The organism is Curtobacterium sp. MWU13-2055 (assembly GCF_023242305.1).
In the GTDB taxonomy this organism is placed as follows: Bacteria; Actinomycetota; Actinomycetes; order Actinomycetales; family Microbacteriaceae; genus Curtobacterium.
In genome coordinates this window covers 604,826-628,126 of sequence record NZ_JALLIO010000001.1, presented here as the reverse complement: position 1 = coordinate 628,126, position 23,301 = coordinate 604,826, and the positions used below count along the sequence as shown (strand labels likewise).

17 protein-coding genes and 1 other RNA gene are annotated in these 23,301 nt (G+C 70.5%); 10 read left to right on the top strand and 8 right to left on the bottom strand.

What is annotated here, in order from left to right:
- Positions 1 to 735: a zinc ribbon domain-containing protein gene (locus tag M4960_RS02845; RefSeq protein WP_123292667.1), complete on the top strand. Its 735-nt coding sequence runs from the start codon at positions 1 to 3 to the stop codon at positions 733 to 735.
- Between the two features lie 201 nt (positions 736 to 936).
- On the opposite strand, the gene rnpB is transcribed toward M4960_RS02845, so the two are convergent.
- The 3 genes from rnpB to map all read right to left on the bottom strand — a co-directional run bounded on the left by rnpB (position 937) and on the right by map (position 3,217).
- Positions 937 to 1,297, bottom strand: an RNA gene (gene rnpB / locus M4960_RS02840) — RNase P RNA component class A.
- Positions 1,298 to 1,545: 248 nt separating this feature from the next.
- Positions 1,546 to 2,295 (bottom strand): polyphosphate--glucose phosphotransferase, encoded by a 750-nt coding sequence (ppgK, locus tag M4960_RS02835; RefSeq protein WP_111087008.1) that lies wholly within the window; start codon positions 2,293 to 2,295, stop codon positions 1,546 to 1,548.
- Between the two features lie 58 nt (positions 2,296 to 2,353).
- Complete coding sequence (map, locus tag M4960_RS02830) at positions 2,354 to 3,217, bottom strand: type I methionyl aminopeptidase (protein ID WP_123292854.1); 864 nt, start codon at positions 3,215 to 3,217, stop codon at positions 2,354 to 2,356.
- Between the two features lie 184 nt (positions 3,218 to 3,401).
- Between map and M4960_RS02825 the strand changes: the two genes are divergently transcribed.
- The 6 genes from M4960_RS02825 (at position 3,402) to M4960_RS02800 (ending at position 13,136) form a co-directional block, all read left to right on the top strand.
- The gene (locus M4960_RS02825) at positions 3,402 to 3,581 is read left to right on the top strand and encodes an SPOR domain-containing protein (protein WP_123292668.1); all 180 of its coding nucleotides are present in this window, start codon (positions 3,402 to 3,404) and stop codon (positions 3,579 to 3,581) included.
- A 120-nt stretch (positions 3,582 to 3,701) separates the two neighbouring features.
- On the top strand, positions 3,702 to 5,039 hold the full coding sequence (glnA, locus tag M4960_RS02820) for a type I glutamate--ammonia ligase (RefSeq protein ID WP_111087010.1): 1,338 nt from the start codon (positions 3,702 to 3,704) through the stop codon (positions 5,037 to 5,039).
- 13 nt (positions 5,040 to 5,052) lie between these two features.
- Positions 5,053 to 8,004: a bifunctional [glutamine synthetase] adenylyltransferase/[glutamine synthetase]-adenylyl-L-tyrosine phosphorylase gene (locus M4960_RS02815; RefSeq protein WP_134193672.1), complete on the top strand. Its 2,952-nt coding sequence runs from the start codon at positions 5,053 to 5,055 to the stop codon at positions 8,002 to 8,004.
- Positions 8,005 to 8,507: 503 nt separating this feature from the next.
- On the top strand, positions 8,508 to 10,109 hold the full coding sequence (locus M4960_RS02810; protein WP_248703388.1) for a glycosyltransferase family 2 protein: 1,602 nt from the start codon (positions 8,508 to 8,510) through the stop codon (positions 10,107 to 10,109).
- Entirely contained in the window at positions 10,102 to 11,712 is a 1,611-nt protein-coding gene (locus tag M4960_RS02805) for a glycoside hydrolase family 26 protein (protein ID WP_248703387.1), read from the top strand. The genes M4960_RS02810 and M4960_RS02805 overlap by 8 nt, the downstream gene beginning before the upstream one ends.
- Complete coding sequence (locus M4960_RS02800; RefSeq protein WP_123292672.1) at positions 11,709 to 13,136, top strand: UDP-glucose/GDP-mannose dehydrogenase family protein; 1,428 nt, start codon at positions 11,709 to 11,711, stop codon at positions 13,134 to 13,136. The genes M4960_RS02805 and M4960_RS02800 overlap by 4 nt, the downstream gene beginning before the upstream one ends.
- 390 nt (positions 13,137 to 13,526) lie before the next feature.
- Here the strand turns inward: M4960_RS02800 and glnA (M4960_RS02795) are convergent, their stop codons facing one another.
- The gene (gene glnA / locus M4960_RS02795; protein WP_123938182.1) at positions 13,527 to 14,951 is read right to left on the bottom strand and encodes a type I glutamate--ammonia ligase; all 1,425 of its coding nucleotides are present in this window, start codon (positions 14,949 to 14,951) and stop codon (positions 13,527 to 13,529) included.
- A 141-nt stretch (positions 14,952 to 15,092) separates the two neighbouring features.
- Here glnA (M4960_RS02795) and M4960_RS02790 point away from each other — a divergent pair, with 141 nt between their 5' ends.
- Positions 15,093 to 15,548 (top strand): RDD family protein, encoded by a 456-nt coding sequence (locus tag M4960_RS02790; RefSeq protein ID WP_123292673.1) that lies wholly within the window; start codon positions 15,093 to 15,095, stop codon positions 15,546 to 15,548.
- A gap of 297 nt (positions 15,549 to 15,845) precedes the next feature.
- Here the strand turns inward: M4960_RS02790 and M4960_RS02785 are convergent, their stop codons facing one another.
- Positions 15,846 to 16,559 (bottom strand): DUF4191 domain-containing protein, encoded by a 714-nt coding sequence (locus M4960_RS02785; protein ID WP_111087017.1) that lies wholly within the window; start codon positions 16,557 to 16,559, stop codon positions 15,846 to 15,848.
- A gap of 128 nt (positions 16,560 to 16,687) precedes the next feature.
- On the opposite strand from M4960_RS02785, the gene M4960_RS02780 reads away from it, so the two are divergent.
- The gene (locus tag M4960_RS02780; RefSeq protein ID WP_248703386.1) at positions 16,688 to 17,518 is read left to right on the top strand and encodes a hypothetical protein; all 831 of its coding nucleotides are present in this window, start codon (positions 16,688 to 16,690) and stop codon (positions 17,516 to 17,518) included.
- 109 nt (positions 17,519 to 17,627) lie between these two features.
- On the opposite strand, the gene sucB is transcribed toward M4960_RS02780, so the two are convergent.
- From sucB to M4960_RS02765, 3 genes are all read right to left on the bottom strand, one after another.
- On the bottom strand, positions 17,628 to 19,127 hold the full coding sequence (gene sucB / locus M4960_RS02775) for a 2-oxoglutarate dehydrogenase, E2 component, dihydrolipoamide succinyltransferase (protein WP_131878746.1): 1,500 nt from the start codon (positions 19,125 to 19,127) through the stop codon (positions 17,628 to 17,630).
- Positions 19,128 to 19,200: 73 nt separating this feature from the next.
- Positions 19,201 to 20,574: a dihydrolipoyl dehydrogenase gene (gene lpdA, locus M4960_RS02770; RefSeq protein WP_123292677.1), complete on the bottom strand. Its 1,374-nt coding sequence runs from the start codon at positions 20,572 to 20,574 to the stop codon at positions 19,201 to 19,203.
- A 154-nt stretch (positions 20,575 to 20,728) separates the two neighbouring features.
- Positions 20,729 to 22,207, bottom strand: a complete 1,479-nt coding sequence (locus tag M4960_RS02765) for a leucyl aminopeptidase (protein WP_248703385.1) — start codon at positions 22,205 to 22,207, stop codon at positions 20,729 to 20,731.
- 75 nt (positions 22,208 to 22,282) lie between these two features.
- Between M4960_RS02765 and M4960_RS02760 the strand changes: the two genes are divergently transcribed.
- Entirely contained in the window at positions 22,283 to 23,212 is a 930-nt protein-coding gene (locus M4960_RS02760; protein ID WP_173168764.1) for a proteasome assembly chaperone family protein, read from the top strand.
- Positions 23,213 to 23,301: the final 89 nt, after the last annotated feature.

Sequence of the window (23,301 nt, the reverse complement as noted above, 5' to 3'; positions counted from 1 at the left end):
ATGAAGGCAGCACCCGAGGACCAGGTCATCCTCCTCGACGTCCAACGACTCGACAACGACGTCACCCGCATCGCGCACCGCATCACGTCGCTGCAGAAGGGCGACCAGCTCACCGGACTCGGCACCAAGGCCGCCGGGCTGCGCAGCGAACTCGTCGCCGCGACCGGCCTGGTCGAGGACGCCGAACGCGAACTCGCCCGCCTCGAGTCCGACACCGCCACCGCGCAGGCCCGCGTCGAACGCGACACCACGATGCTGCAGAACGTGTCGAACTCGAAGGACGCGGCCGGGCTGCAGAACGAGCTCGAGTCGCTCCAGCGCCGCATCGGTGGGCTCGAGACCGCCGAGCTCGAGGTCATGGAGAACCTCGACGGCCTCCGCGCCCGGGTCGGCGACATCGAGGCGCAGCTCGCCGACGTCGAGGCCGCCCGCTCCGGCCTGGTCGCCGAGCGTGACGCCGAGATCGCGCGGCTGTCGTCCGACCGTGCCTCTGCCGAGCAGGCCCGGGCCGACGTCGCCGCGAAGGTGCCGGCCGAGCTGCTCGCGCTCTACGACCGGCAGCGTGCCCGCTACGGCTTCGGTGCGTCGCTGCTGCAGGGTGGGGTGTCGACGGCGTCGGGCGTGGCGCTGAACAACTCCGACCTGCAGGACATCCGCCGGGCCGCCCCGGACGACGTGGTGCTGTGCCCGGACAGCGACGCGATCCTGGTGCGGACGGCCGAGTCCGGGCTGTAGCGCGCCGCGGCGTTCGCACGGCGCGAACCCCGCACGGTGCGAGGGGCCCGTCCGGTGCGAGCCCCGCACGGTGCGAGGGGCCCGTCCGGTGCGAGGTTCCGTACTCGGTGAGACGCGCCCGGCGCCGCACGGAGTACGGAACCCCGCACGGAATCGTCCGCTCCCCGCACGGTGCGAGGGAGCGGACGACGAGCAGTGGGGCGAATGGGCCGGCCGTACGCCGGGTTCTGTCCCGCCGCTTGCACGGCGGTGACGGCCATCTCTCTCGGACCGACGTTGCCGTCGGCCTCCAGCGGTCTACCCGAGGACTCGGCGAGCAGCCTCAGCGTCCTCTGTCTGACCTTGCTCCGGGCGAGGTTTACCGAGCGGATCCGGTCACCCGGACCCCTGGTGGTCTCTTACACCACCGTTTCACCCTTACCGACGTTGCCGCCGGCGGTCTGCTTTCTGTGGCACTGTCTCGCGGATTGCTCCGGGTGGGTGTTACCCACCGCCCTGCTCTGTGGAGCCCGGACGTTCCTCGGCACTCCCGGGGGAGTGACGCGACCGTCTCACCGACCCATTCGCAGGTCCGAGTCTACCGGCCCCGCGCCCGGCCCCGTGCCGGCGCCCACCCGCACCCGCGCCCCGAGGTTCCGAGATCTCGGCATGTCGGCGCGCACGAGGGGGCTCCGTGGAACCTCGGCGCACCGCAGACGGCGAGTCGTGGAACCTCGGCGCCAGCGGCCGGGCGCGTCGAACCGCACCGAACACCTCCCGCGCCGCACGGTGCAGGCCAGTGCGGGCTCGACCGTCCGACCGATCGCCGGGTCAGGCGCTCCGGGCAGCCAGGGTCGCGGCGCCGATGATGCCGGCGTTGTTGCGCAGGGTCGCGGGGATGATCTCCGCCTGCAGGTCGAGCAGCGGCAGGAACTCCTCGTACTGCTTCGACACGCCGCCGCCGACGACGAAGAGCTCGGGGGAGAGCAGGGCCTCGAGCGTCGAGTAGTAGGTCTGCAGGCGCTTCGCCCAGTGCTTCCACGACAGGTCGTCGCGCTCCTTGGCAGCGAAGGAGGCGCGCGACTCGGCGTCGTGCCCGTCGATCTCCAGGTGTCCGAGCTCCGAGTTCACGATGAGCACGCCGTCGTTGATGAGCGCGCTGCCGATCCCGGTGCCCAGCGTCGTGACGATCACCAGGCCGTCCTTGCCCTTCGCCGCGCCGAACTGCTGCTCGGCGAACCCGGCGGCGTCGGCGTCGTTGACGAAGTGGATCGCGCGGCCGAGCTCCTTCTCGAACAGCGCCTCGGCCTCGAAGCCGATCCACTTCTTCGAGACGTTCGCAGCCGACATGGTCTTGCCGTCCCGCACGATCGCGGGGAAGCACACGCCGACGGGGACGTCTGCCGCGGGTGCGAGTTCGTCGAGGATCGAGGCGACGACGGCGGTGATGTCGTGGGGCTTCCCGCCTTCCGGGGTGGCCTTCTTGATGCGGTCCGTGGTCAGTTCACCGGACGCGACGTCGACGATCGCGCCCTTGATGCCCGTACCACCGATGTCGACGCCGACTGCGAGGGAGGTCATGAGGTTGTCGTGCCTTTCGGTTGCCTGCCGGAGTGCCCGGTCAGGAAGGGGTGTCCGGTCAGGAGACGGTGAGGAGCTCCGCGCCGCGTTCGGTGACGACGAGGGTGTGCTCGAACTGCGCGGTCCACGACTTGTCGCGCGTCGAGACCGTCCAGTCGTCGGACCAGATGTCGGCCTCGATCCCGCCGAGGGTCAACATGGGCTCGATGGTGAACACCATGCCCTGCTCGATGACGTCGTCGTACTGCGGCGCGTCGTAGTGCGGGATGATCAGGCCGGAGTGGAAAGCACGACCGACACCGTGGCCGGTGTAGTCGCGGACGACGCCGTAGCCGAACCGCTTCGCGTACGCCTCGATGGCGCGGCCGATGACGTTCACCTGCCGGCCGGGGGCGACGGCCTTGATGCCGCGTCGGAGCGCCTCTTCGGTCCGCGTCACCAGGTCCGACACCTCCTGCGATGCCTGCCCGACGATGAACGTGCGGTTCGTGTCGCCGTGCATCCCGTCCTTGTAGGCGGTGATGTCGATGTTGACGAGGTCGCCCTCCTGCAGGACGGTGTCGTCCGGGATGCCGTGGCAGATCACCTCGTTGAGGCTCGAGCACAGCGACTTCGGGTACCCGCGGTACCCGAGCGTCGACGGGTAGGCGCCGTGTGCGACGACGAAGTCGTGGCCGATGCGGTCGAGTTCGTCGGTGGTCACGCCCGGACGGATCGCCGCGCCGACGGCGTCGATGGCCTGGGACGCGATGCGGCCGGCGGTGCGGATGCGCTCGACCTCGTCGGGGGAGTACGTGTCACCGAGGCCGTGCTCGTGCGGTTCGACCTTGCCGACGTACTCCGGGCGTTCGATGTCCTTCGGGACGGTCCGGAGCGGGGAGACGCGGCCGGCGGTCAGGTGTCCGTGTTCGTCCCGGGGCATGCCGACCACTCTAGCCGCGGCGCGACGCGCCGAGCGCAACCGCCCTCCGGTGCGGCCCGACGGGGTGGGCGTGACCGCCCTCCGGTGCGGCCCGACGGGGTGAGCGCGACTGCCTGGAGGCCCGGTGCCGGTCCGCCGGGCCGGCACCGGGCCTCCAGGCCGTCACCTGGGTACGGTGGGCGGCATGAGCGACGAACGCATCGAGTCCCAGTGGTGGTTCAACGACAAGACCGGTCAGGTCGAGCAGGGGCCGCAGTCCCCGCAGCGCGACCGCATCGGCCCGTTCGACACGCGCGAGGAAGCGCAGCACGCGCTCGACCGGATCGCGGCGAACAACGAGAAGTGGGACGCCGACGACCGGTGACGCACCGGCGACGGCACGGTGACGGACCACTGACGCGTCGCACGGCCCCGCGCACGCCGCGGGACCACTAGCCTGGGACGAGGCCCGCCCGCGGCCACCCGATACACGGAAAGGTCGTGCATGGACAAGCAGACGGACTTCGTGCTCCGCACCATCGAGGAGCGCGGCATCAAGTTCATCCGACTCTGGTTCACGGACGTCATCGGGACGCTGAAGTCGGTGGCGATCGCCCCGGCCGAGGTCGAGGGTGCCTTCGCCGAGGGCATCGGGTTCGACGGCTCCGCGATCGAGGGCCTGTCCCGCTCGTACGAGGCCGACGTGCTCGCGCACCCGGACCCCTCGACGTTCCAGATCCTGCCGTGGCGCGGCGAGGTCGACCCGACCGCGCGGATGTTCTGCGACATCACGACGCCGGACGGCCAGCCCGCCGTCGCCGACCCGCGCAACGTGCTGAAGCGCACGCTGGCCCGGGCGAGCGAGCGTGGCTTCACGTTCTACACGCACCCCGAGATCGAGTTCTACCTGCTCAAGAGCCGCGAGTGGAAGGACGGCGGGCCGCAACCCGTCGACCAGGCCGGCTACTTCGACAACGTCCCCGGCGGCAGCGCGCACGACTTCCGTCGCCGCTCGGTCCGGATGCTCGAGGACCTCGGCATCTCGGTGGAGTTCAGCCACCACGAGGCCGGGCCTGGCCAGAACGAGATCGACCTCCGCTACGCCGACGCACTGACGATGGCGGACAACATCATGACCTTCCGCACGGTCGTGAAAGAGGTCGCGATCGAGCAGGGCGTCTACGCGACGTTCATGCCGAAGCCGATCTCGGGTCAGCCGGGTTCGGGCATGCACACGCACGTCTCGCTCTTCGAGGGCGACCAGAACGCGTTCTACGAGGCCGGCGGCGAGTACCAGCTGTCCCGAACCGCCAAGCACTTCATCGCTGGTGTGCTCAAGCACGCACCCGAGATCACCGCGGTGACGAACCAGTTCGTGAACTCGTACAAGCGCCTCTGGGGCGGCGACGAGGCCCCGTCCTTCGTGACGTGGGGCCACAACAACCGTTCGGCGCTCGTGCGCGTGCCGCTGTACAAGCCCAACAAGGGGCAGTCCTCGCGCATCGAGTACCGCGGCATCGACTCGGCGGCGAACCCGTACCTGGCGTACTCGCTGCTGCTCGCTGCGGGGCTCAAGGGCATCGAGGAAGAGTACGAGCTGCCGGCCGAGGCCGAGCACGACGTCTGGAGCCTGACCGACGCCGAGCGTCGTGCCCTCGGGTACAGCCAGCTGCCGTCGAGCCTCGACCACGCCCTCAGCCTGATGGAGGACTCCGAGCTCGTCGCCGAGACGCTGGGCGAGCACGTGTTCAACTTCGTGCTCCTCAACAAGCGCCAGGAGTGGAAGCGCTACCGCGACCAGGTCACGCCGTTCGAGCTCGACACCAACCTCGGCGCCCTCTGAGCGAGCGCACCACATGACCGGTCGGACGACGTCGTCGCGTTCCGAGTTGGCCCGCCTGGGCTTCGCCGAGCTGTCGGAGAGCCTGGAGCGGATCGCCGACCTGGAGGCGCGGTTCGGCTCCGTCGTGCCGCTGCCGGTCAGCGGCACCCCGGCGCTCTGGGGCATCACCGCGGATCCCGACGGCGCGCTGCGACTGCTGGAACGGCTGTTGGAGCGTGCTCCGGACGAGCTCCGCCCCGTCCTGACGGACGAGGCCGCGACGGAGCGGCTGATCCGCCTGCTCGGCGCCTCGGTCGGTCTCGGCGAGTTCCTGCACCGTCGTCCTGCCGAGCTCGCACTGCTGCTCGAGCCCGTCGTCGCACCCTGGTCGCAGGAGCGGTACACGGCGTCCCTGCTCGAGGCGATCGACGGTGCCACCGGCGAGGACGCACGGATGTGCCTGCGGGTGCGGTACCGCCGGCACCTCGCGCAGATCGCCCTGTACGACGTGCTGCACTCGTCGCCGACCGAGGCGTTCCCGGCCGTCGCTGCCGGACTGGCCGACCTGGCCGGGGCAGCGCTCGACGCCGCTGTCGACGTCGCCCGGCGCGAGGTGCCGTTCCCGGCCGCCGACGTCGCTGCGACCCCGCTCGCGGTGATCGCGATGGGCAAGGCCGGCGCACGCGAGCTCAACTACGTCAGCGACGTCGACGTCATCTTCGTCACCGAGGCCACCGACGACATCGGCACCGACCGTGCCGTCCGCATCTCGACGCGGATCGCGATCGCCGCGACCCACGCGATCACCGACCTGGCCGCCGAACCCGGTCTGTGGGAGGTCGACGCGAACCTGCGACCGGAGGGCAAGGACGGTGCCCTCGTCCGCACGCTCGACTCGCACGTCGCGTACTACGAGCGCTGGGCGAAGTCGTGGGAGTTCCAGGCGCTCCTCAAGGCCCGGCCGATCGCCGGCTCGGCCGACCTCGGTGCGCGCTACGCCGAGGCCGTCGCACCGTTCGTGTGGAGCTCGTCGGCGCGCCCCGGGTTCGTCGAGTCGGTGCAGCGGATGCGCGAGCGCGTCACCGACCACATCCCCGACGGCGAAGTCGACCGGCAGCTGAAGCTCGGCCCCGGCGGCCTGCGCGACGTCGAGTTCACCGTGCAGCTCCTGCAGCTCGTGCACGGTCGTGACGACGAGTCCGTGCGGGTCCGTTCCACCCTCGAGGCGATGGACGCCCTGACCGCCGCCGGGTACGTCGGACGCGCCGAGGCCGCCCACTTCGGTCCGGACTACGCGCTCCTCCGGGTCCTCGAGCACCGCATCCAGCTCCGCCGACTGCAGCGGACGCACCTGATGCCGACCGACGAGGAAGAACTCCGTGTCCTCGCCCGGTCGAGCGGTCTGGCCACCTCGGCCGCAGCTCTCGAGACCCGGTGGCGGGCGGTCAAGCTCGAGGTCCGCGGCCTGCACGAGCGGCTGTTCTACCGTCCGCTGCTGTCCGCCGTCGCCACGACAGAGGGCGAGATCGTGCTGACCGACGACCAGGTCGTCGACCGGCTCGCAGGCGTCGGGTTCGTCGACCCGCCCGGTGCGCTGCGGCACATCCGGGCGCTCACACAGGGCACGAGCCGGCGCGCGGCGATCCAGCGCAACCTGCTGCCGGTGCTCCTGCGGTGGATGGCCGAGGGGCCGGCGCCCGACCGGGCCCTGCTGGCGTTCCGACGGCTCAGCGACACCCTGGGGGAGTCCAGCTGGTTCCTCCGGATGCTCCGCGACTCGTCCGGGGCTGCGCACTCGCTGACCACCGTGCTGTCGGAGTCGGCGTTCCTGTCCGGTCTGCTCGAGCGGTTCCCGGAGGCAGTCGCCTGGCTCGACGAGCCCGAGTCGCTCCTGCGTGCACGCCCGATGGACTCGTTGCTCGCCGAGATGACCGCGACGACGGCGCGGCACGGCAACGACGTCGACGGTGCGGCCAGCCTGCTGCGCTCGGCGCGCCGCCGCGAGACCCTGCGCCTCGGCATGGCTGCGGTGCTCGGCCACCTCGACGTGGACGCCCTGGGTGCTGCACTCAGCGACGTGACCGAGGCGACGCTCGCCGGGGCCCTCGCGCTCGCCCGGCGGGACGCCCCCGCGGACTTCGAGTTCGGGATCATCGCGATGGGCCGCTACGGCGGGCGTGAGCTCGGCTTCGGCTCCGACGCCGACGTCCTCTACGTGTACCGCGCGCCGGACTTGGCGACCGAGGTGGCCTCCCGGACGGCACAGACCATCGTGCGCGAGCTGAACCGGCTCACCGAGGACACCGTCCACCCGCTCGACCTCGACATCGACCTGCGCCCCGAGGGGAAGAACGGCCCGGTGGCGCGCACGCTCGAGTCCTACGGCGCCTACTACGCCCGGTGGTCGCTGACGTGGGAGGCGCAGGCGCTGCTCCGTGCCCGTGGCGCCGTGGGGGATGCCCAGCTGCTCCGGGACTTCGAGCACCTGGCCGACCGGACGCGCTACCCGGAGCGGATCGACGAGAACGAGGTGCGCGAGGTCCGACGCATCAAGGCCCGTGTCGAGTCCGAGCGACTGCCACGTGGGGCCGATCCGGCTCGCCACCTGAAGCTCGGGCGCGGATCGCTCAGCGACGTCGAGTGGTTCGTCCAGCTCCTGCAGCTGCAGCACGCCCTCGAGTTCCCCGCGCTCCGCACGACCTCGACGCTCGAGGCACTCGACGGTGCCGTAGCTGCCGGGTTCGTCAGTGCCGACGACGGCGAGCGGCTCGGTGCGGCCTGGCGCTTCGCCTCGCGGACGCGCAGTGCGCTGGTGCTCTGGTCGGGGAAGACCACCGACGTCCTGCCCGTCGACCGAGTCCAGCTCGAGGGCGTCGCGCGGCTGATGGAGTACCCGCCCGGCTCGGCGAGCGAGCTCGAAGAGGACTACCTCGGCGTCACCCGACGTGCACGGCAGGTCTTCGAGCGCGAGTTCTACGGCGCCTGACGCGGCACCGACACGCCCGGGCGTGCTCCCCGGACGCGAAGGTGACGAGTCGTCGCAGGTTAATTCCCCGTGTCGCGCACCGTCCCCCGTTCGTTTCGGACTGTACCCCGATTCGGACAGACGGGTCCGTCGTTACTTCGCCGTGACCACCACGCCCCGGGCCGCCGGCAGACGTGCCAGAGGTCCGCGCCGACTCGCCCGGTGACCCTGTCGTGAACAGGGGTTTCCCGGTGCGGTGATCCGCGCCTCCCGGCAGTGTTCGCCGCCCACCAGGGTGAGTGACAGGGTGAACGCGGTCCGCAGGAGTGCTGTCAGCACGAGGGGGGACCACCGGTCCCGGTGGAGATGGGGACAAGTGTGTACCCCGTAACGCGCTCGAAACGCCCCCGGACGGGGGTCGCGTTGCGCGGGGGTTCAGGTTTCTGCGTCAATGGGGTCACCCGAACCGACCCTGATTCCCCAACGTCGCGGAATCTCCACCTCGAACGTTGAAGCAGGGATCAGTGTTCACCTTCATTCTGCAGATCAGGCAGATGGTCGAAGGCCACCCCGAGTTCTACCTGTTCGCCGTGTACTCCGCGGTGATCTGGTTGCTCTGGTTGGTCAAGGTCGTCATCTCCGCCCGCTACCGCCCGTTCACCGGCACCTTCGTCGGTACCACCAGCGTCGTCGTCCCCGTCGTGGACGAACCGCTCGACCTGTTCCGCGACGTCATCGGTCGCATGGTCGAGCAGCGACCCGGCGAGATCATCGTCGTCATCAACGGCGCCCGCAACGAGGCGCTCGAAGCCGTCTGCGACGAGTTCGCCCCGCTCGTCCGCTGGACGCACACGCCCATCCCGGGCAAGCGCAACGCCGTCAAGGTCGGCACCGAGATGTCCAACGGCGACATCACGGTGCTCGTCGACTCGGACACCGTCTGGACCCCCGGCGCGCTCGAGGAACTCCTCAAGCCGTTCGCCGACGAGTCCGTCGGCGGCGTCACGACTCGGCAGCGCATCCTCGAACCCGAGCGCAGCTGGATCACCCGCTGGGCCGACTGGCTCGAGAACTCGCGAGCGCTCTACTCGATGCCCGCGCAGAGCGTCCTCGGGCAGATCGGCTGCCTGCCCGGGCGCACGATCGCCTTCCGGCGGAGCATCCTGATGCGCGTCATGGACAAGTTCATGCACGAGAAGTTCATGGGTGTGTTCCTCGAGGTCTCCGACGACCGCACGCTCACGAACCTCACGCTCAAGGAGGGGTACCGGACCGTCTACCAGTACACATCGCTGGTCTACACGGACGCTCCGCTGCAGGTGAAGAAGCTGTTCAAGCAGCAGCTCCGCTGGGCCCGCGGCTCGCAGTACAACACGCTGCGCATGCTGCCGTGGATGCTCGGTCACGCCCCGGTGCTCGCGGCGTTCTTCATCACCGACATCATCCTGCCGTTCATGCTCTTCGGTGTGATCGCCGGCTGGATCTACCGGGCCTTCACCGGGCAGGGCGAGAACCTGTACCAGGGCATCCTGTCGCAGTACGGCTTCTCGACGGGCTTCGTCTACGTCGCCGCCCTGATGGTCGTCTCGTCGGTGCTCAGCATGGCCATCCGGCAGATGCGCCACCTGGCCGAGAAGCCGAGTGACTTCTTCCGCCTGCCGATGTTCATCATCGTGTCGACGTTCTTCCTCATGCCGATCCGGCTCATCGGCTTCTTCCGCTTGGCGCACGCGTCCGGCTGGGGGACCCGCGCCGGTGCCTACGCCGGCGGTCCGATGCAGGAGGACCCGTCCGACGCCGCGCAGCCGTCGTCCTTCGGCACCCAGACCCCGGTCAGCCCCGTCGACGCCGCGGACCGTGCCCGGGCCGTCGACGGACGCGTGCCGCTCGGGAGCGACCAGGTGGCCGTGGACCGCGCGTTCGACGAGCTCTTCGGGGCCGACGCCACCACCAACTCCACCACGACCGTGCTCGCGACCCGGCGCGAGGCCGCTGCCGCAGCAGCAGTGCAGCCCGCAGCCCCACGGACCGCCCCCGTGAAGGCCCGCCGGTACAACCCGTACGCCGCGATCCCGTACTGCATCGGCATCGCGATCTTCGTCCTGGAGGCCTTCCTCATTGTCTGACATCATCCGCTCCTCCAGTACCTGGTGGGCGCAGTCGAGCAAGCACGCCCGCTGGACGGCCGTCGGCACGACCGCCATCGTCCTCGCCCTCGCCCTCATCACCTGGTCGGTCTGGGTCTCCCCGGCCGGCCCCGTCTCCACCGCCGTGCACCAGGCCCTCGGGGTCACCGCCCCGAAGGCCAAGAAGGTGTCCGCCGCCGAACTGCAGACGCAGCTCGACGCTGCCCAGGACCGCATCTGGGCGCTCGAGGGCAAGCTCGACTCCCGCACCGCCCAGGCCGGCTCGCGTGGCGACCAGATCACGGAGCTCAAGGCGCAGGTCGCGTCGCTCCAGTCCCAGCTCGGTTCCGCGAAGGGCTCGGGAGGCTCGTCCTCCGTCAACGCGTCGGGTTCCGGTGCGAACGGGGCCGGCACCTCGGGCTCCGGCTCGGGTTCCGGGACCGGCGGGTCCGCTGTCTCGGACAACGGGTCCGGGTCGGGTTCCGGCTCCGGTTCCGGCGGCAGCTCGGCCGGTGGGTCGGGTTCGAGTGGCGGCTCCGGCGGCTCGGGTGGTGGCTCCGGTGGGGTCACGAACCCGAACCCCGGCCCGTCGACCGACCCGGGCACCACGCCCGTGGCGGTCCCGACCAAGGCGGACATCCTCGGGCAGCAGTCCCGCTGGTACGGCCTGTACACGGCGCAGTCCCCGTTCAACTGGTCCGAGTACGACCAGGTCTCGCAAGAGGTGGGGAGGGCGACGAACATGGTCGGCTTCTTCCAGGGCTTCGACCAGGACTTCAACCAGAACGCGGTCCAGCGCTCGTGGGCGAACGGTCGTCTGCCGATGATGACGTGGGAGTCGGTGCCCGCGAAGACGGGCAACGACGAGCCGTACGTCGAGGGCTACACCAACGAGGACGTCATCTCCGGCAAGTTCGACGCCTACCTGACGCAGTACGCCAAGTCCCTGGCGGCGAACGGCCAGCCGCTCGTCATCCGGTTCGACCACGAGATGAACGGCCAGTGGTACAACTGGTCCGAATCCGCGAAGCAGCAGAACGCCGCCGGCTCGTACACCGCGATGTGGCAGCACGTCTGGAACGTCTTCCAGGCCAACGGCGCGAACCAGTACGCCATCTGGGACTGGTCGCCGTCGCGCATCGACAAGCTCGGCAACGCGAAGTACCAGACGCTCGAGTACATGCAGAACTACTACCCGGGCGCCGAGTACGTCGACTGGGTCGGCATGAGCGGCTACTACCGTGACGCCAGCGAGCAGCCGACCTTCGAGAACACCTTCGGTGCGACGCTCGCCCAGATCCGGCAGGTCGCGCCGGGCAAGGGCATCGTGCTCAACGAGATCGGGGCCACCGAGACCGGGGGCAGCGTCTCGAACCCCCAGAAGACCCAGTGGATCAACTCGCTCTTCGACGCCCTGGCCGACCCCGCCAACTCGGACATCATCGGCTTCGCGTACTTCAGCGAGACCGCGACCACGATCGTCGACGGCACACGCACCACGAACGACTGGCGACTCAACTCGCGAGCCGACTCCCTGGCGGCCTTCGCCGAGGGCATCAAGCGCAACGACATCGACTACGACCTGCAGGAGGTCACGCCATGACCGCGTCCAAGAAGTCGCCCGACCAGGCCGACACCCGTCCCGCACCCGTCATCAGCGTCATCGGTACCGGCTACCTCGGTGCCACCCACGCGGCCGCCATGGCCGAGATGGGCTTCGAGACCATCGGCGTGGACGTCGACCCGGCGAAGCTCGCCGCGTTGTCCGCCGGCGAGGTCCCGTTCTTCGAACCCGGCCTGCCCGAGCTCATCACGAAGCACGTCGCGAGCGGCAAGCTCCGGTTCACGGCGGACATCGCCTCGGCCGTCGCCGCCGCGGACGTCCACTTCGTCTGCGTCGGCACCCCGCAGAAGGCGGGCTCGCACGCCGCCAACCTGGCGTACGTCGAGAGCGCCACCCGCGGCGTCGCCGAGAACCTCACCCACCCGGGACTCATCGTCGGCAAGTCGACGGTCCCGGTCGGCACCGCGGCGCGACTGCGCGGCATCGTCCGCGAGTTCACCCCCTCGGGGATCGACGCCGAGCTCATCTGGAACCCGGAGTTCCTCCGCGAGGGCAAGGCCGTCGAGGACACCCTGCACCCGGACCGCCTGGTCTGGGGCGGCGCGTCCGAGGCTGCCGACGCCGTCATCCGCGAGGTCTACGCCGCGCCGATCAGCGAGGGCACCCCGGTCATCACCACCGACCTCGCCACCGCGGAGCTCGTCAAGGTGAGCGCCAACGCGTTCCTCGCCACGAAGATCTCGTTCATCAACGCGATCTCCGAGATGTGCGCGATCACCGGCGCCGACGTGTCGACGCTCGCCGACGCCCTCGGGCACGACGCCCGCATCGGCCGGAAGTTCCTGAACGCCGGCCTCGGGTTCGGCGGCGGGTGCCTGCCGAAGGACATCCGAGCGCTCATGTACCGCGCCAACGAGATCGGCGCGGGCCAGGTCGTCGGCCTCATGCAGCAGGTCGACGAGATCAACATGGGCCAGCGTCAGCGGGTCATCGACATGGCGATCGACTCGGCCGGGGGATCGGTGCTGAACCGTCGTGTGGCCGTCATCGGCGCCGCGTTCAAGCCCCTCACCGACGACGTCCGGGATTCCCCGGCGCTCAACGTGGCCGCTGCGCTGCACCTGCGCGGCGCCCAGGTCACGCTCTGGGACCCCGAGGCGATGGAGCCGGCGAAGCGCTCGTTCCCGACGCTGAGCTACGCCGCGTCGATGGCGGACGCGATCGAGGGCGCCGACGTCGTCCTGGTGCTCACCGAGTGGGACGAGATCATCACCGCCGACCCGGTCGCCCTCGGTGACCTCGTCGGTCGCCGCGTCGTGATCGATGCGCGCAACTGCCTCCCGGTCCACGACTGGGTCAAAGCGGGGTGGACCGTCCGTTCCCTGGGGCGGCCCACGCCGGTCACGGGTGCACCCGTGAGCGTCGCAGCGGGGACGAACGACTCGTTGGCCACGGCTCGCTAGTCACCGTTCGCGAAGCGGGGTCCGTGCCGGGCGGCACGGGCCCCGTTCCCGTGTGCGCGGTGCCGGGTCGGATCGAGCGTGGGTGGTCGAAACGGGCGTACCTGGTCGGAACTTTCGACCAGTTACGCCCGATTCGGCTTCCCAGTCCGGGTGCGATGGGAAGGAACGTGCGTCGCGACCAGCCGGGAGGCCCGGTGCCGGCCCGCCGGACCGGCACCGGGCCTCCAGGCGGTCGCGTCCGTACCCCGCGCTCACGGAGGCCGCGTCGTCACGCGCTGAGCGACACCTCACGGCCGGCGCAGCCCGTGAGGTGTCGCCCACCCCGAAACGTGACCGGCACGGCGAAGGCCCCGCACCTGACGGTGCGGGGCCTTCGTGTGTCAGCGAGGATCAGACGCCGAAGTACAGCTCGTACTCGAACGGGTGCGGGCGCTGTGCCAGCGGGAGGATCTCGTTCTCACGCTTGTAGTCGATCCAGGTCTGGATGAGGTCCTCGGTGAAGACGTTGCCCTTCGTGAGGAACTCGTGGTCCGCCTCGAGGAAGTCGAGCGCCTCGTCGAGGGAGCCGGGGACCTGCGGGATGCCCTTTGCTTCCTCGGGCGGGAGCTCGTAGAGGTCCTTGTCGACGGGCTCGTGCGGCTCGATGCGGTTCTGGATGCCGTCGAGGCCCGCCATCAGCTGCGCGGCGAAGGCGAGGTACGGGTTGCCCGAGGCGTCCGGCGCGCGGAACTCGATGCGCTTGGCCTTCGGGTTGGTGCCCGTGATCGGGATGCGGATCGCAGCCGAGCGGTTACCGGCCGAGTAGACCAGGTTGACCGGAGCCTCGAAGCCCTTGACCAGGCGGTGGTACGAGTTGATCGACGGGTTGGTGAAGGCGAGCAGCGCCGGAGCGTGCTTCAGCAGACCGCCGATGTACCAACGGGCCAGGTCGGACAGGCCGCCGTAGCCGTTCTCGTCGTAGAAGAGCGGCTTGCCATCCGACCAGAGCGACTGGTGGGTGTGCATGCCCGAGCCGTTGTCGCCGAAGAGCGGCTTCGGCATGAACGTGGCGACCTTGCCCCACTGGTCCGCCGTGTTCTTGACGATGTACTTGAACTTCAGGATGTCGTCCGCGGCGTGGACCATCGTGTCGAACTTGTAGTTGATCTCCTGCTGGCCGCCGGTGCCCACCTCGTGGTGCGAGCGCTCGAGCTCGAAGCCCGCGTCGATCAGCTTGAGGGTGATGTCGTCGCGCAGGTCGGCGGTCTTGTCGACCGGCGACACGGGGAAGTAGCCGCCCTTGTAGGGGGTCTTGTTGGCGAGGTTGCCGCCCTCTTCCTCACGACCGGTGTTCCAGGCGCCCTCTTCGGAGTCGACCGCGTAGAACGACTCGTTCTGGGTGACGGAGTAGCGGACGTCGTCGAAGATGTAGAACTCGGCCTCGGGGGCGAAGAACGCGGTGTCCGCGATGCCCGTCGACGCGAGGTACTTCTCGGCCTTCTTCGCCACCTGGCGCGGGTCGCGGCCGTAGATCTCGCCGTTCCGCGGGTTGTAGATGTCGAAGATCATGATGAGCGTGCGCTCGGCGCGGAACTGGTCCACGTAGGCGGTGGTCACATCGGGGATCAGCTGCATGTCGGACTCGTGGATCGACGCGAACCCGCGGATCGAGGAGCCGTCGAAGAGCTGGCCGACCGAGAAGAAGTCCTCGTCGACGGTCGAGGCGGGGATGTTGAAGTGCTGCTGCACACCCGGCAGGTCCGTGAATCGGATGTCGAGGAACTTGACGTCGGTGTCCTTGATGAAGGCCAGGACCTCGGAGGAATCGCTGAACATGGGGGCCGATCTCCAATGGGTTGGGTGATGTCGGAGGTACCGATCAAGGCACCTCCGACGAGGCTATTGACACGGGGTTTCCCGGACGTGACTGAATTGTTTCGGGCGTGTTACGGGCGGCAGGTCGCCTACGCTTGGGGCATGGCCCGCAGCTCCTCCAGTCCGTCCGCGCCCTCCGAGCACCCCGACGGCTGGCCGGGCAAGGACCTCGGTCTGCCGGAGGAAGGACCCCGCAGCGTCGGGCGGATCGGACGGCGGATCGTCGCCCTGCTCATCGACGGCGCCCTCGCTGACCTCATCGCCTACGTGACCGGGGTCTGGTCGCCGGTGAACGGTTCCGGCGACATCGCGCACTCGTGGGTGCAACTGGCGATCTTCGCCGCGCTCCAGGTGCTCTTCATCTGCCTGCTGTCCGGGTCGTTCGGGCACATCTGCGTCGGGCTGCGCGTCGTGCCGATGCGCGGGGGCTACGTGGGGGTGTGGCGTCCGGTCGTCCGGACCGTCCTGCTCTGCCTGGTGGTGCCGGCGCTCATCATCGACCGGGACAGCCGCGGTGCGCACGACCGCATCGCCGGCACGGTGCTCGTCCGCCGCTGACCGCAGCCCGCGCCCGCGGCGCGCCGCGCCGCACGGTGCGAGGTTCGTCGCCGGAGCGCGCCGCGGCGCTGCTGCGCACCGTGCGAGGTTCGTCGGCACGTGCGAGGTTGCCCGCTCGGTGCAGCGCGACAGGCTCGCACCGAGCGGGCAACCTCGCGCCAAGTGGCCGAAGGCGCACGGTGCGCCCGGCTTGCGCCACCGACCGCACCGACCGCACCGCACGCACCGCACGCAGACTGCAGAACGCCCCCGACCTGGCACGGTCGGGGGCGTTCTGCGTGGTGGTTCGGGGACAGGTCAGCGCGGACGTCCGGCACGGGCACGCATCGGGTCCATGCCCTTCGGGATCGCCGCGGCGGGGCTCTGCGTCAGCGAGTCGAGGCGGTTCGCGACGGCCAGGACCTCGTTGCGGTTGAGCGACTTCTTGAACTTGTTCATGGCACGGGGGAGCTTGTGCAGCGTGAGGGTGTCGTCGCCGTCACCGACGCTGACCACGTGGACCGCGACGTTCGGGACGATGCGCTGCACCTTGCGACGCTCTTCGTCGACCTGACGCTTCAGGTTGCCGCGCTGGCCCTCGGTGATGAGGACGACGCCGGGGCGCCCCACCGCGCGGTAGACCGCGGACTGCGAGCGACCGTGCACGGCGACGGGCATCTCGCTGGAGCGCCACTGCCGACGCAGCGAGTTGGAGAGCACCGCACCGACGGCGCCGGGCTGGCCCTCGATCTGCGAGTACGCCGCCCGCTCGGCCAGCCGGCCGAGGACGATGAGGAAGAGCAGCACGCCCATCAGGACACCGGCGACGATCCACAGGATCATCGCGAGCCAGTTCTGGCCCGGGAGCACCAGCGCCAGCACGATGCCGAGGACGACGGGGCCGACGAATGCGAGGGCGAACCACCAGACGGACGACGGGTCGGCCCGTCGGGTCATCTGGAAGACCTGGAACATCTGCTTGAGACGCCCCGGCTCCTTCGCCTTCGTGTCTGTGGAAGTGCTGCGTGCCATGCTGACAGGATACGGCCTCCGCGGTCCGGGGGAGACCGCAGTCGGTCCGGCTGTGCGCGAACACGCGTTGTCCACAGACCGGGCAGGACGGACAGGAGGCCCGGCTCGCCTCCGCCACGCTCGTCACCATGGACACGAGCACCGACCAGAGCATCGACGACGCGCGCAGCGACCGTTGGGTCGCGCCGGCCGATGACGCTGCCGTGGCGGCCTGGATCGCGGACCGGTGTGCCACCGGTCACCGGCACCTGGTGCCCGTCGAGGCGGTGGGCCGGACCGGGGCCGGCGTGCTCGTGATCCTGCTCGACCGCCCACGTGGGACGCCGCTCCCGGTGGCGCTTGACCGCCTCGGCACCCCGACGACCGGGGTCGCGGTGACCCTCTGCGTGCCGCTGCTCGAGCTCCTCGTCGCGGCCGTGGACGGCGCGGTGCGGCTCGGCGTCGCGGGGATCGACGACGTCCTGGTGGACGACGCGGGCGCCGTGGTGCTGTGCGACCACCCGGCTGGAGCCGCCCGCGACGGCACAGAGCTGCCCGGTGACGATGCTGCACGGGTCCTCGTGCTGGCTGCCCGGGTCGTCTGGGACCGTGTCGACCCGCGCGATCCGAGTCGCGACGAGGTGGACGCTGCGCTCCTCGCGGCGCTCGACGGCGACCGCAGCACCGTGTGCGCGGCGCTCGACGCGGTCCGGGGTGCGGCGCCTCCGCGGCCGTTCCGATGGGCCCCACCGCCAGCCGACCTGGTGTTCGTCGAGGCAGACCCGCCGGTCGACAAGACGGGCCCGGTGGCTCGGCTGCGCGAGGTCGTCGAGCGCGGCATCCCGCTCGGTGCTGGTCGGCGGTTGCCGCTCCGCCGCGCCGTGGTAGGTGTCGTCGTCGCGATCGGTACGGTCGTCGCCGCGGTGTCCGTGCTCGGTGCCGGAACGGACACCGGGACCGGTGCGGGTGGTGGTGGCTGACGCGCCCGGACACCCCCGGACGCCGACGAACCGGAGCGGGAACGGGAACGGCCCCGGCTCCCCACGAGGGGGAACCGGGGCCGTCGGCCGTGGTGCTGGGGTGCTGGGGTCAGTACCCGAGGTTGGGGGCGAAGTTGCCCGCTTCCAGGCGGTTCTTGACCGCGACCAGGTAGCGCGAGGCGTCCGCACCGTCGATGATCCGGTGGTCGTACGACAGCGCGAGGTACACGAACGAACGGATCGCGATCGCTTCCTGGCCGTCGACCTTCACGACCGCGGGACGCTTCGTGACGATGCCGGTCCCGAGGATCGCCGACTGCGGCAGGAACACCACGGGGGTGTCGAACAGCGCGCCACGCGAACCGGTGTTCGTCAGCGTGAACGTACCGCCGGCGAGCTCGTCGGGCTTGAGCTGGTTGTTCCGGGTACGCTCCGCCAGGTCCGCGATGGACTTCGAGAACTGCGCCAGGTCGAGCGAGGCTGCGTCCTTGATGACCGGGGTCAGCAGGCCGCGCTCGGTGTCCACCGCGATGGAGACGTTCTCGGACTCCGGGTAGACGATCTCGTCGCCTTCCACGGTCGAGTTGATCTTCGGGTGGGCCTTGAGCGCCTCGGACGCCGCCAGGGCGAAGAACGGCATGAAGGAGAGCTTCGAACCGGTCTTCTCGAGGAACTCCGCCTTGTGGGCGTCGCGGAACTGCGCCACCTTCGTGACGTCCACCTCGACGACGCTCGTGAGCTGTGCGGTCGAGGTCATCGACTGCACGGCGCGCTCGGCCACGACCTTGCGCAGGCGGGTCATCTTCTCGCGGGTGCCGCGCAGCGGCGAGACCTCGGCGACGAACGGACCGGACGCGGCGGCGGGTGCAGCTGCACCACCGGCGGCCGGGGCCTTCGCGACGGCCGCGAGCACGTCCTCCTTGCGGATGCGCCCGCCGACACCGGAACCGGTGACGGTGGACAGGTCGACGCCCTGCTCGTTCGCGAGCTTGCGGACGAGCGGCGTGACGTAGCCGGAGGCTGCGCCGTCCTGCGTCGGGTTCGGCACCGCGGCGGCGGTGGTCGCGCTCGGCGCGGCCGGTGCGGGTGCGGCAGCGGCCGGCGCCGGGACGGCGGCCGGGGGTGCGGCGGCGGGCGGCGGGACCGGAGCGGCCTGCGGGACCGGAGCGGCTGCGGGCGGTGCCGACGGGGCCTGCGGGGCCGCGGGCTGCGTCTGTCCGGCGGGGGCCGGCTCGGGCTCGGTGGGCTCCGGGGCGGGGGTCTCGGACTCCTGCTCGGTGCTCGGCTCGGCCTCGGGGGCCTCTGCCTCGGCAGCGGCTTCGTTCGAGGACTCGTCGGACGAACCGGAGTCGGAGGAACCGGAGTCGGACGAGCCGTCGCCGATCTTCACCAGCGCGGTGCCGACCTCGACGGTCTCGTCCTCCTGCACGAGGATCTCCTCGATGACGCCGGCGACGGGCGACGGGATCTCGGTGTCGACCTTGTCGGTCGAGACCTCGAGCAGCGGCTCGTCGACCTCGACCCGGTCACCGACGTTCTTCAGCCATCGGGTCACCGTGCCCTCGGTGACGCTCTCGCCGAGCGCCGGGAGGCTGACGGATTCGCTCATCGGGTGGACTCCTCTTCGCGGGGGGTTGCAGTTGTTGTGGATGTCATTGTCACAGGGCGCGGACTCGTGCGGGTCACAGCGCGTGCAGCGGCTTGCCCGCGAGGTGCATGAACGCCTCGCCCAGGGCCTCGTTCTGCGTCGGGTGCGCGTGCACGAGCGGAGCGATGTCCTCCGGGTACGCCTCCCAGTTCACGGCGAGCTGGGCTTCACCGATGAGCTCGCCGACGCGGGCGCCGATCATGCTCACGCCGACGACGGGGCCGTCGACGACGCGGACGACCTTGACCGAACCGGACGTGCCGATGATGTGGCTCTTGCCGTTGCCGGCCAGGTTGTACTCGTACGAGTCCACCTTGTCGGCGCCGTACTCGGCCTCGGCCTTGGCCTGCGACAGGCCGACGGAGGCGACCTCGGGGTCGGAGTACGTGATCTTCGGGATGTTCTTGTCCTCGATGATCACCGGGTTCAGGCCGGCGATCTCCTCGGCGACGAAGATGCCCTGCTGGAAGCCGCGGTGCGCGAGCTGCAGGCCGGGGACGATGTCGCCGACCGCGTAGACGTTCGGCAGGTTGGTGGCGAGGCGCTCGTTCGTGGTGACGAAGCCGCGGTCCATGGCGACGCCGACCTCGTCGAAGCCGACGTTCTGCGTGACCGGGCCACGTCCGACGGCGACCAGCAGGACGTCGCCGTCGAAGGTCTTGCCGTCCTCGAGCGTCACGACGACGCCGTTCTCGTGCTGCTCGACGCCCTGGAACCGGACACCGAGCGAGAACTCGATGCCGCGCTTGCGGAAGGCGCGCTCGAGCTGCTTCGACATCGACTCGTCCTCAGCGGGGACGAGGTGGGGGAGCGCCTCGACGATCGTGACCTCGGCGCCGAAGGACTTCCAGACGCTGGCGAACTCGACGCCGATGACGCCGCCGCCCAGGATGACGACCTTGTTCGGCACGTAGTCCATGCGCAGTGCGGTCTCGGAGGTGATGACGCGGCCGCCGATCTCGAGCCCGGGCAGGGACTTCGAGTAGGAGCCGGTCGCGAGCACGACGTTCTTGCCGACGATGTTCTGGTCGCCGACCTGCACGGTGTTCTGCGAGGTCAGTCGACCCCAGCCCTCGACGACGGTGATGCCGCGGGCCTTGATGAGGCCCTGCAGGCCCTTGTACTTCGAGGTGATGACGCCCTGCTGGTACTCGATGACCTTCGGGACCTCGACACCGGCGAACTCCGCGATCACGCCGTACTTCTCGGCGTCACGCGTCGCGTCGGCGACCTCGGCCGCGTGCAGCAGCGCCTTGGTGGGGATGCAGCCACGGTGCAGGCACGTCCCTCCGAGCTTGTCGCCCTCGATGAGCGCGACGCTCATGCCGAGTTCGGCGGCCCGGAGCGCAGCGGCGTAGCCACCGCTCCCGCCACCGAGGACCACGACGTCGTAAGTCTGTTCCGTCACCTGGTGCAACTCCCTCGTGCGTGTCGGGCCGATCGGGCCCTACGTGGACACCGCGGGGGCGGCGTCCGACGGTCGGACCGCGTGGTTCCGGTCCCGTCCCGTGCAGTACCGGTGGGAGGCGCGTCGATGCCCCGTCCCACCGGTACCAAACCTACTACTCGGACTGGAGGTCTTCTGCGAGCGCGATGAGCGTCCGGACCATCACACCCGTCGCGCCCTTGCCGAGCCACCCGTAGCCGCCGCCCTTGTGCTCGGACGGACCGGCGATGTCGAGGTGCGCCCACGGGATGCCCTCGCCGACGAAGCGCTCCAGGAACTTGCCGGCGAGCAGCATGCCGCCGGCCGGGTTGCCGACCGTGGCGTTGACCATGTCGGCGACGTCGCTGGCGAGCCGGGCGTCGAGTTCCTCGGGCAGGGGCATCGGCCAGATCGGCTCCGACACGCCCTCGGCCACGGCACGGAGCTTCGCGACGAGGTCGTCGCTGCCCATCAGGCCGGTGGTGCGGTCACCGAGCGCGACGACCTGCGCGCCGGTCAGGGTGGCCACGTCGACGATGGCGTCGGGCGTCTCGAGCGAGGCGGCGGCCATGCCGTCGCCGAGCACCAGGCGGCCCTCGGCGTCGGTGTTCGTGACCTCGACGGTCTTGCCGTTCTTGAGGGTGAGGACGTCACCCGGGCGGGTCGCCGTGCCCGACGGCATGTTCTCGGCGAGTGCGAGCCAGGCCGTGACGCGCACGTCGAGGCCCAGGCGTGCGGCGGCGACGGTCGCAGCGAGCACCGTGGCGGCGCCGGTCATGTCGGTCTTCATGCCGAGCATCGACGCCGCCGGCTTGAGCGAGAGCCCGCCCGAGTCGAACGTGATGCCCTTGCCGACGAGGGCGAGGTGCTTCGTGGCGGACTCCGGTGCGTAGCGGACGACGACCAGGCGCGGGGGACGCGCCGAACCACGCCCGACCCCGAGGATGCCGCCGAAGCCCTGCTCCTCGAGTGCCTGCTCGTCGAGGACCTCGACGGTGAGCGGGAGGTCCGAGGCGAGCGCGGTCGCCACGTCGGCGACGTCCTGTGGTCCCAGGTCGCCCGCTGCGGTGTTCACGAGGTCGCGGACCAGCGAGGCGGCGTCGGCCACGATCGCCGGACGGACCGCGGCGTCCGTCGCGGCGGACGGCGCGAGGACCGTCACGCGCTGGTCGCCACGCGTCGGCCCGGTCGTGCCGGCACCCTTGTGCCGCGTGAAGGCGTAGGCGCCGAGCGCGGCGCCCTCGAGCGCTGCCTCGACGAGTGCGTCGGTGTCGGTCGGCAGCGCGAGGGCGATCGACGCGGCGTGCGGCAGCTGGCGGACGGCACTGCCGGCGGCCGAGCGGTACGCGGCGGCGTCGGTCCCGGTGCCGAGCCCGATGAGCGCGATGCTCGCGGCGTCGACGCCGACGGCCGGGATGCGCACGAGCTGGTCCTTGGCGCCCGTCGCGCCGATCGCCGCGAGGTCGAGGTCGTCGAGCGCGGAGAACGGTGTCGTGGCCGGCTGGGCGATCGTCGCGGGGGCACCGTCGGCACCGGGCCGGACACCGACCACGAGGACGTCGGCGGAGATCGAGGAGGGGGCGGAGGAGTCGGTGGAGAGCGTCGGTCGGACCATGCTCCAACCCTATCCACGCACTGTTCGCTGTCGGCGTGGCCGTCCCGCGCGGGGGCGTCGGTGGCCACGCCTAGCATGGGGACGGTGAACCACCCCGAGGAGCTCTACACGTTCGACGAGGCCGCCCCGACCGTCCCGGCCGGGCTGCACCTGGTCGCCGGGCTCACCGGCTTCGCGGACGCCGGTTCGGCCGTTGCCCAGGTGACGGCGTCGGTGCTCGACGACCTCGACACGCAGCTCGTCGCCGAGTTCGACCCCGACGTGCTGCTCGACTGGCGTGCTCGCCGGCCCGTCATCACCTTCGAGCACGACCACATCGCCGCCGTCGAGCCGCCCCGGCTGGCGCTGCACCTCGTGCGCGACGAGATCGGCCAGCCGTTCCTGTTCCTGTCCGGCTACGAGCCGGACTTCCAGTGGAACCGGTTCGTGGACGCCGTCACCGGCCTCGCCGCCCGGCTCCAGGTCGCGGACACCACCTGGGTGCAGTCCATCCCGATGCCGGTCCCGCACACCCGCCCGATCAGCCTGACCGTCTCCGGCACCCGCGCCGACCTCGTCGAGCAGATGAGCGTCTGGAAGCCCGAGACCCAGGCGCCGGCGAACGTCCTGCACCTCGTCGAGCACCGGCTCGCATCCACCGGCGCGCAGGTCACCGGGCTCGTCCTGCTCGTCCCGCACTACCTGTCGGACACCGAGTTCCCGGACGCGGCCGTCGCGGCCCTGTCCGGCATCGCCGCGGCCACGGGCCTCATCTTCCCGACGGACGCCCTGCGCGAGGCGGGTCGCGAGTTCCTCACCCGGGTCGAGGAGCAGGTCGCCGGCAACGCCGAACTGCAGCGACTCGTCGGTGTGCTCGAGGAACGGCACGACACGTACATGGAGGGCAACCCGGTCGCGTCGCCGCTCACGGACGTCGACGGCGAGGTGCCGACCGCGGACGCGATCGCGGCCGAGCTCGAGCGCTTCCTGGCGGATCGTCGCACCCAGGGTGACGGCGGCGAGTAGCCGGGTCGGGCCCTGAACGGTCCGGAACGGCGGCCTGGAGGCCCGGGGCGGGCCCGCACCGTCCCTCCCGTCGGTCGTCCGGTCGCGAC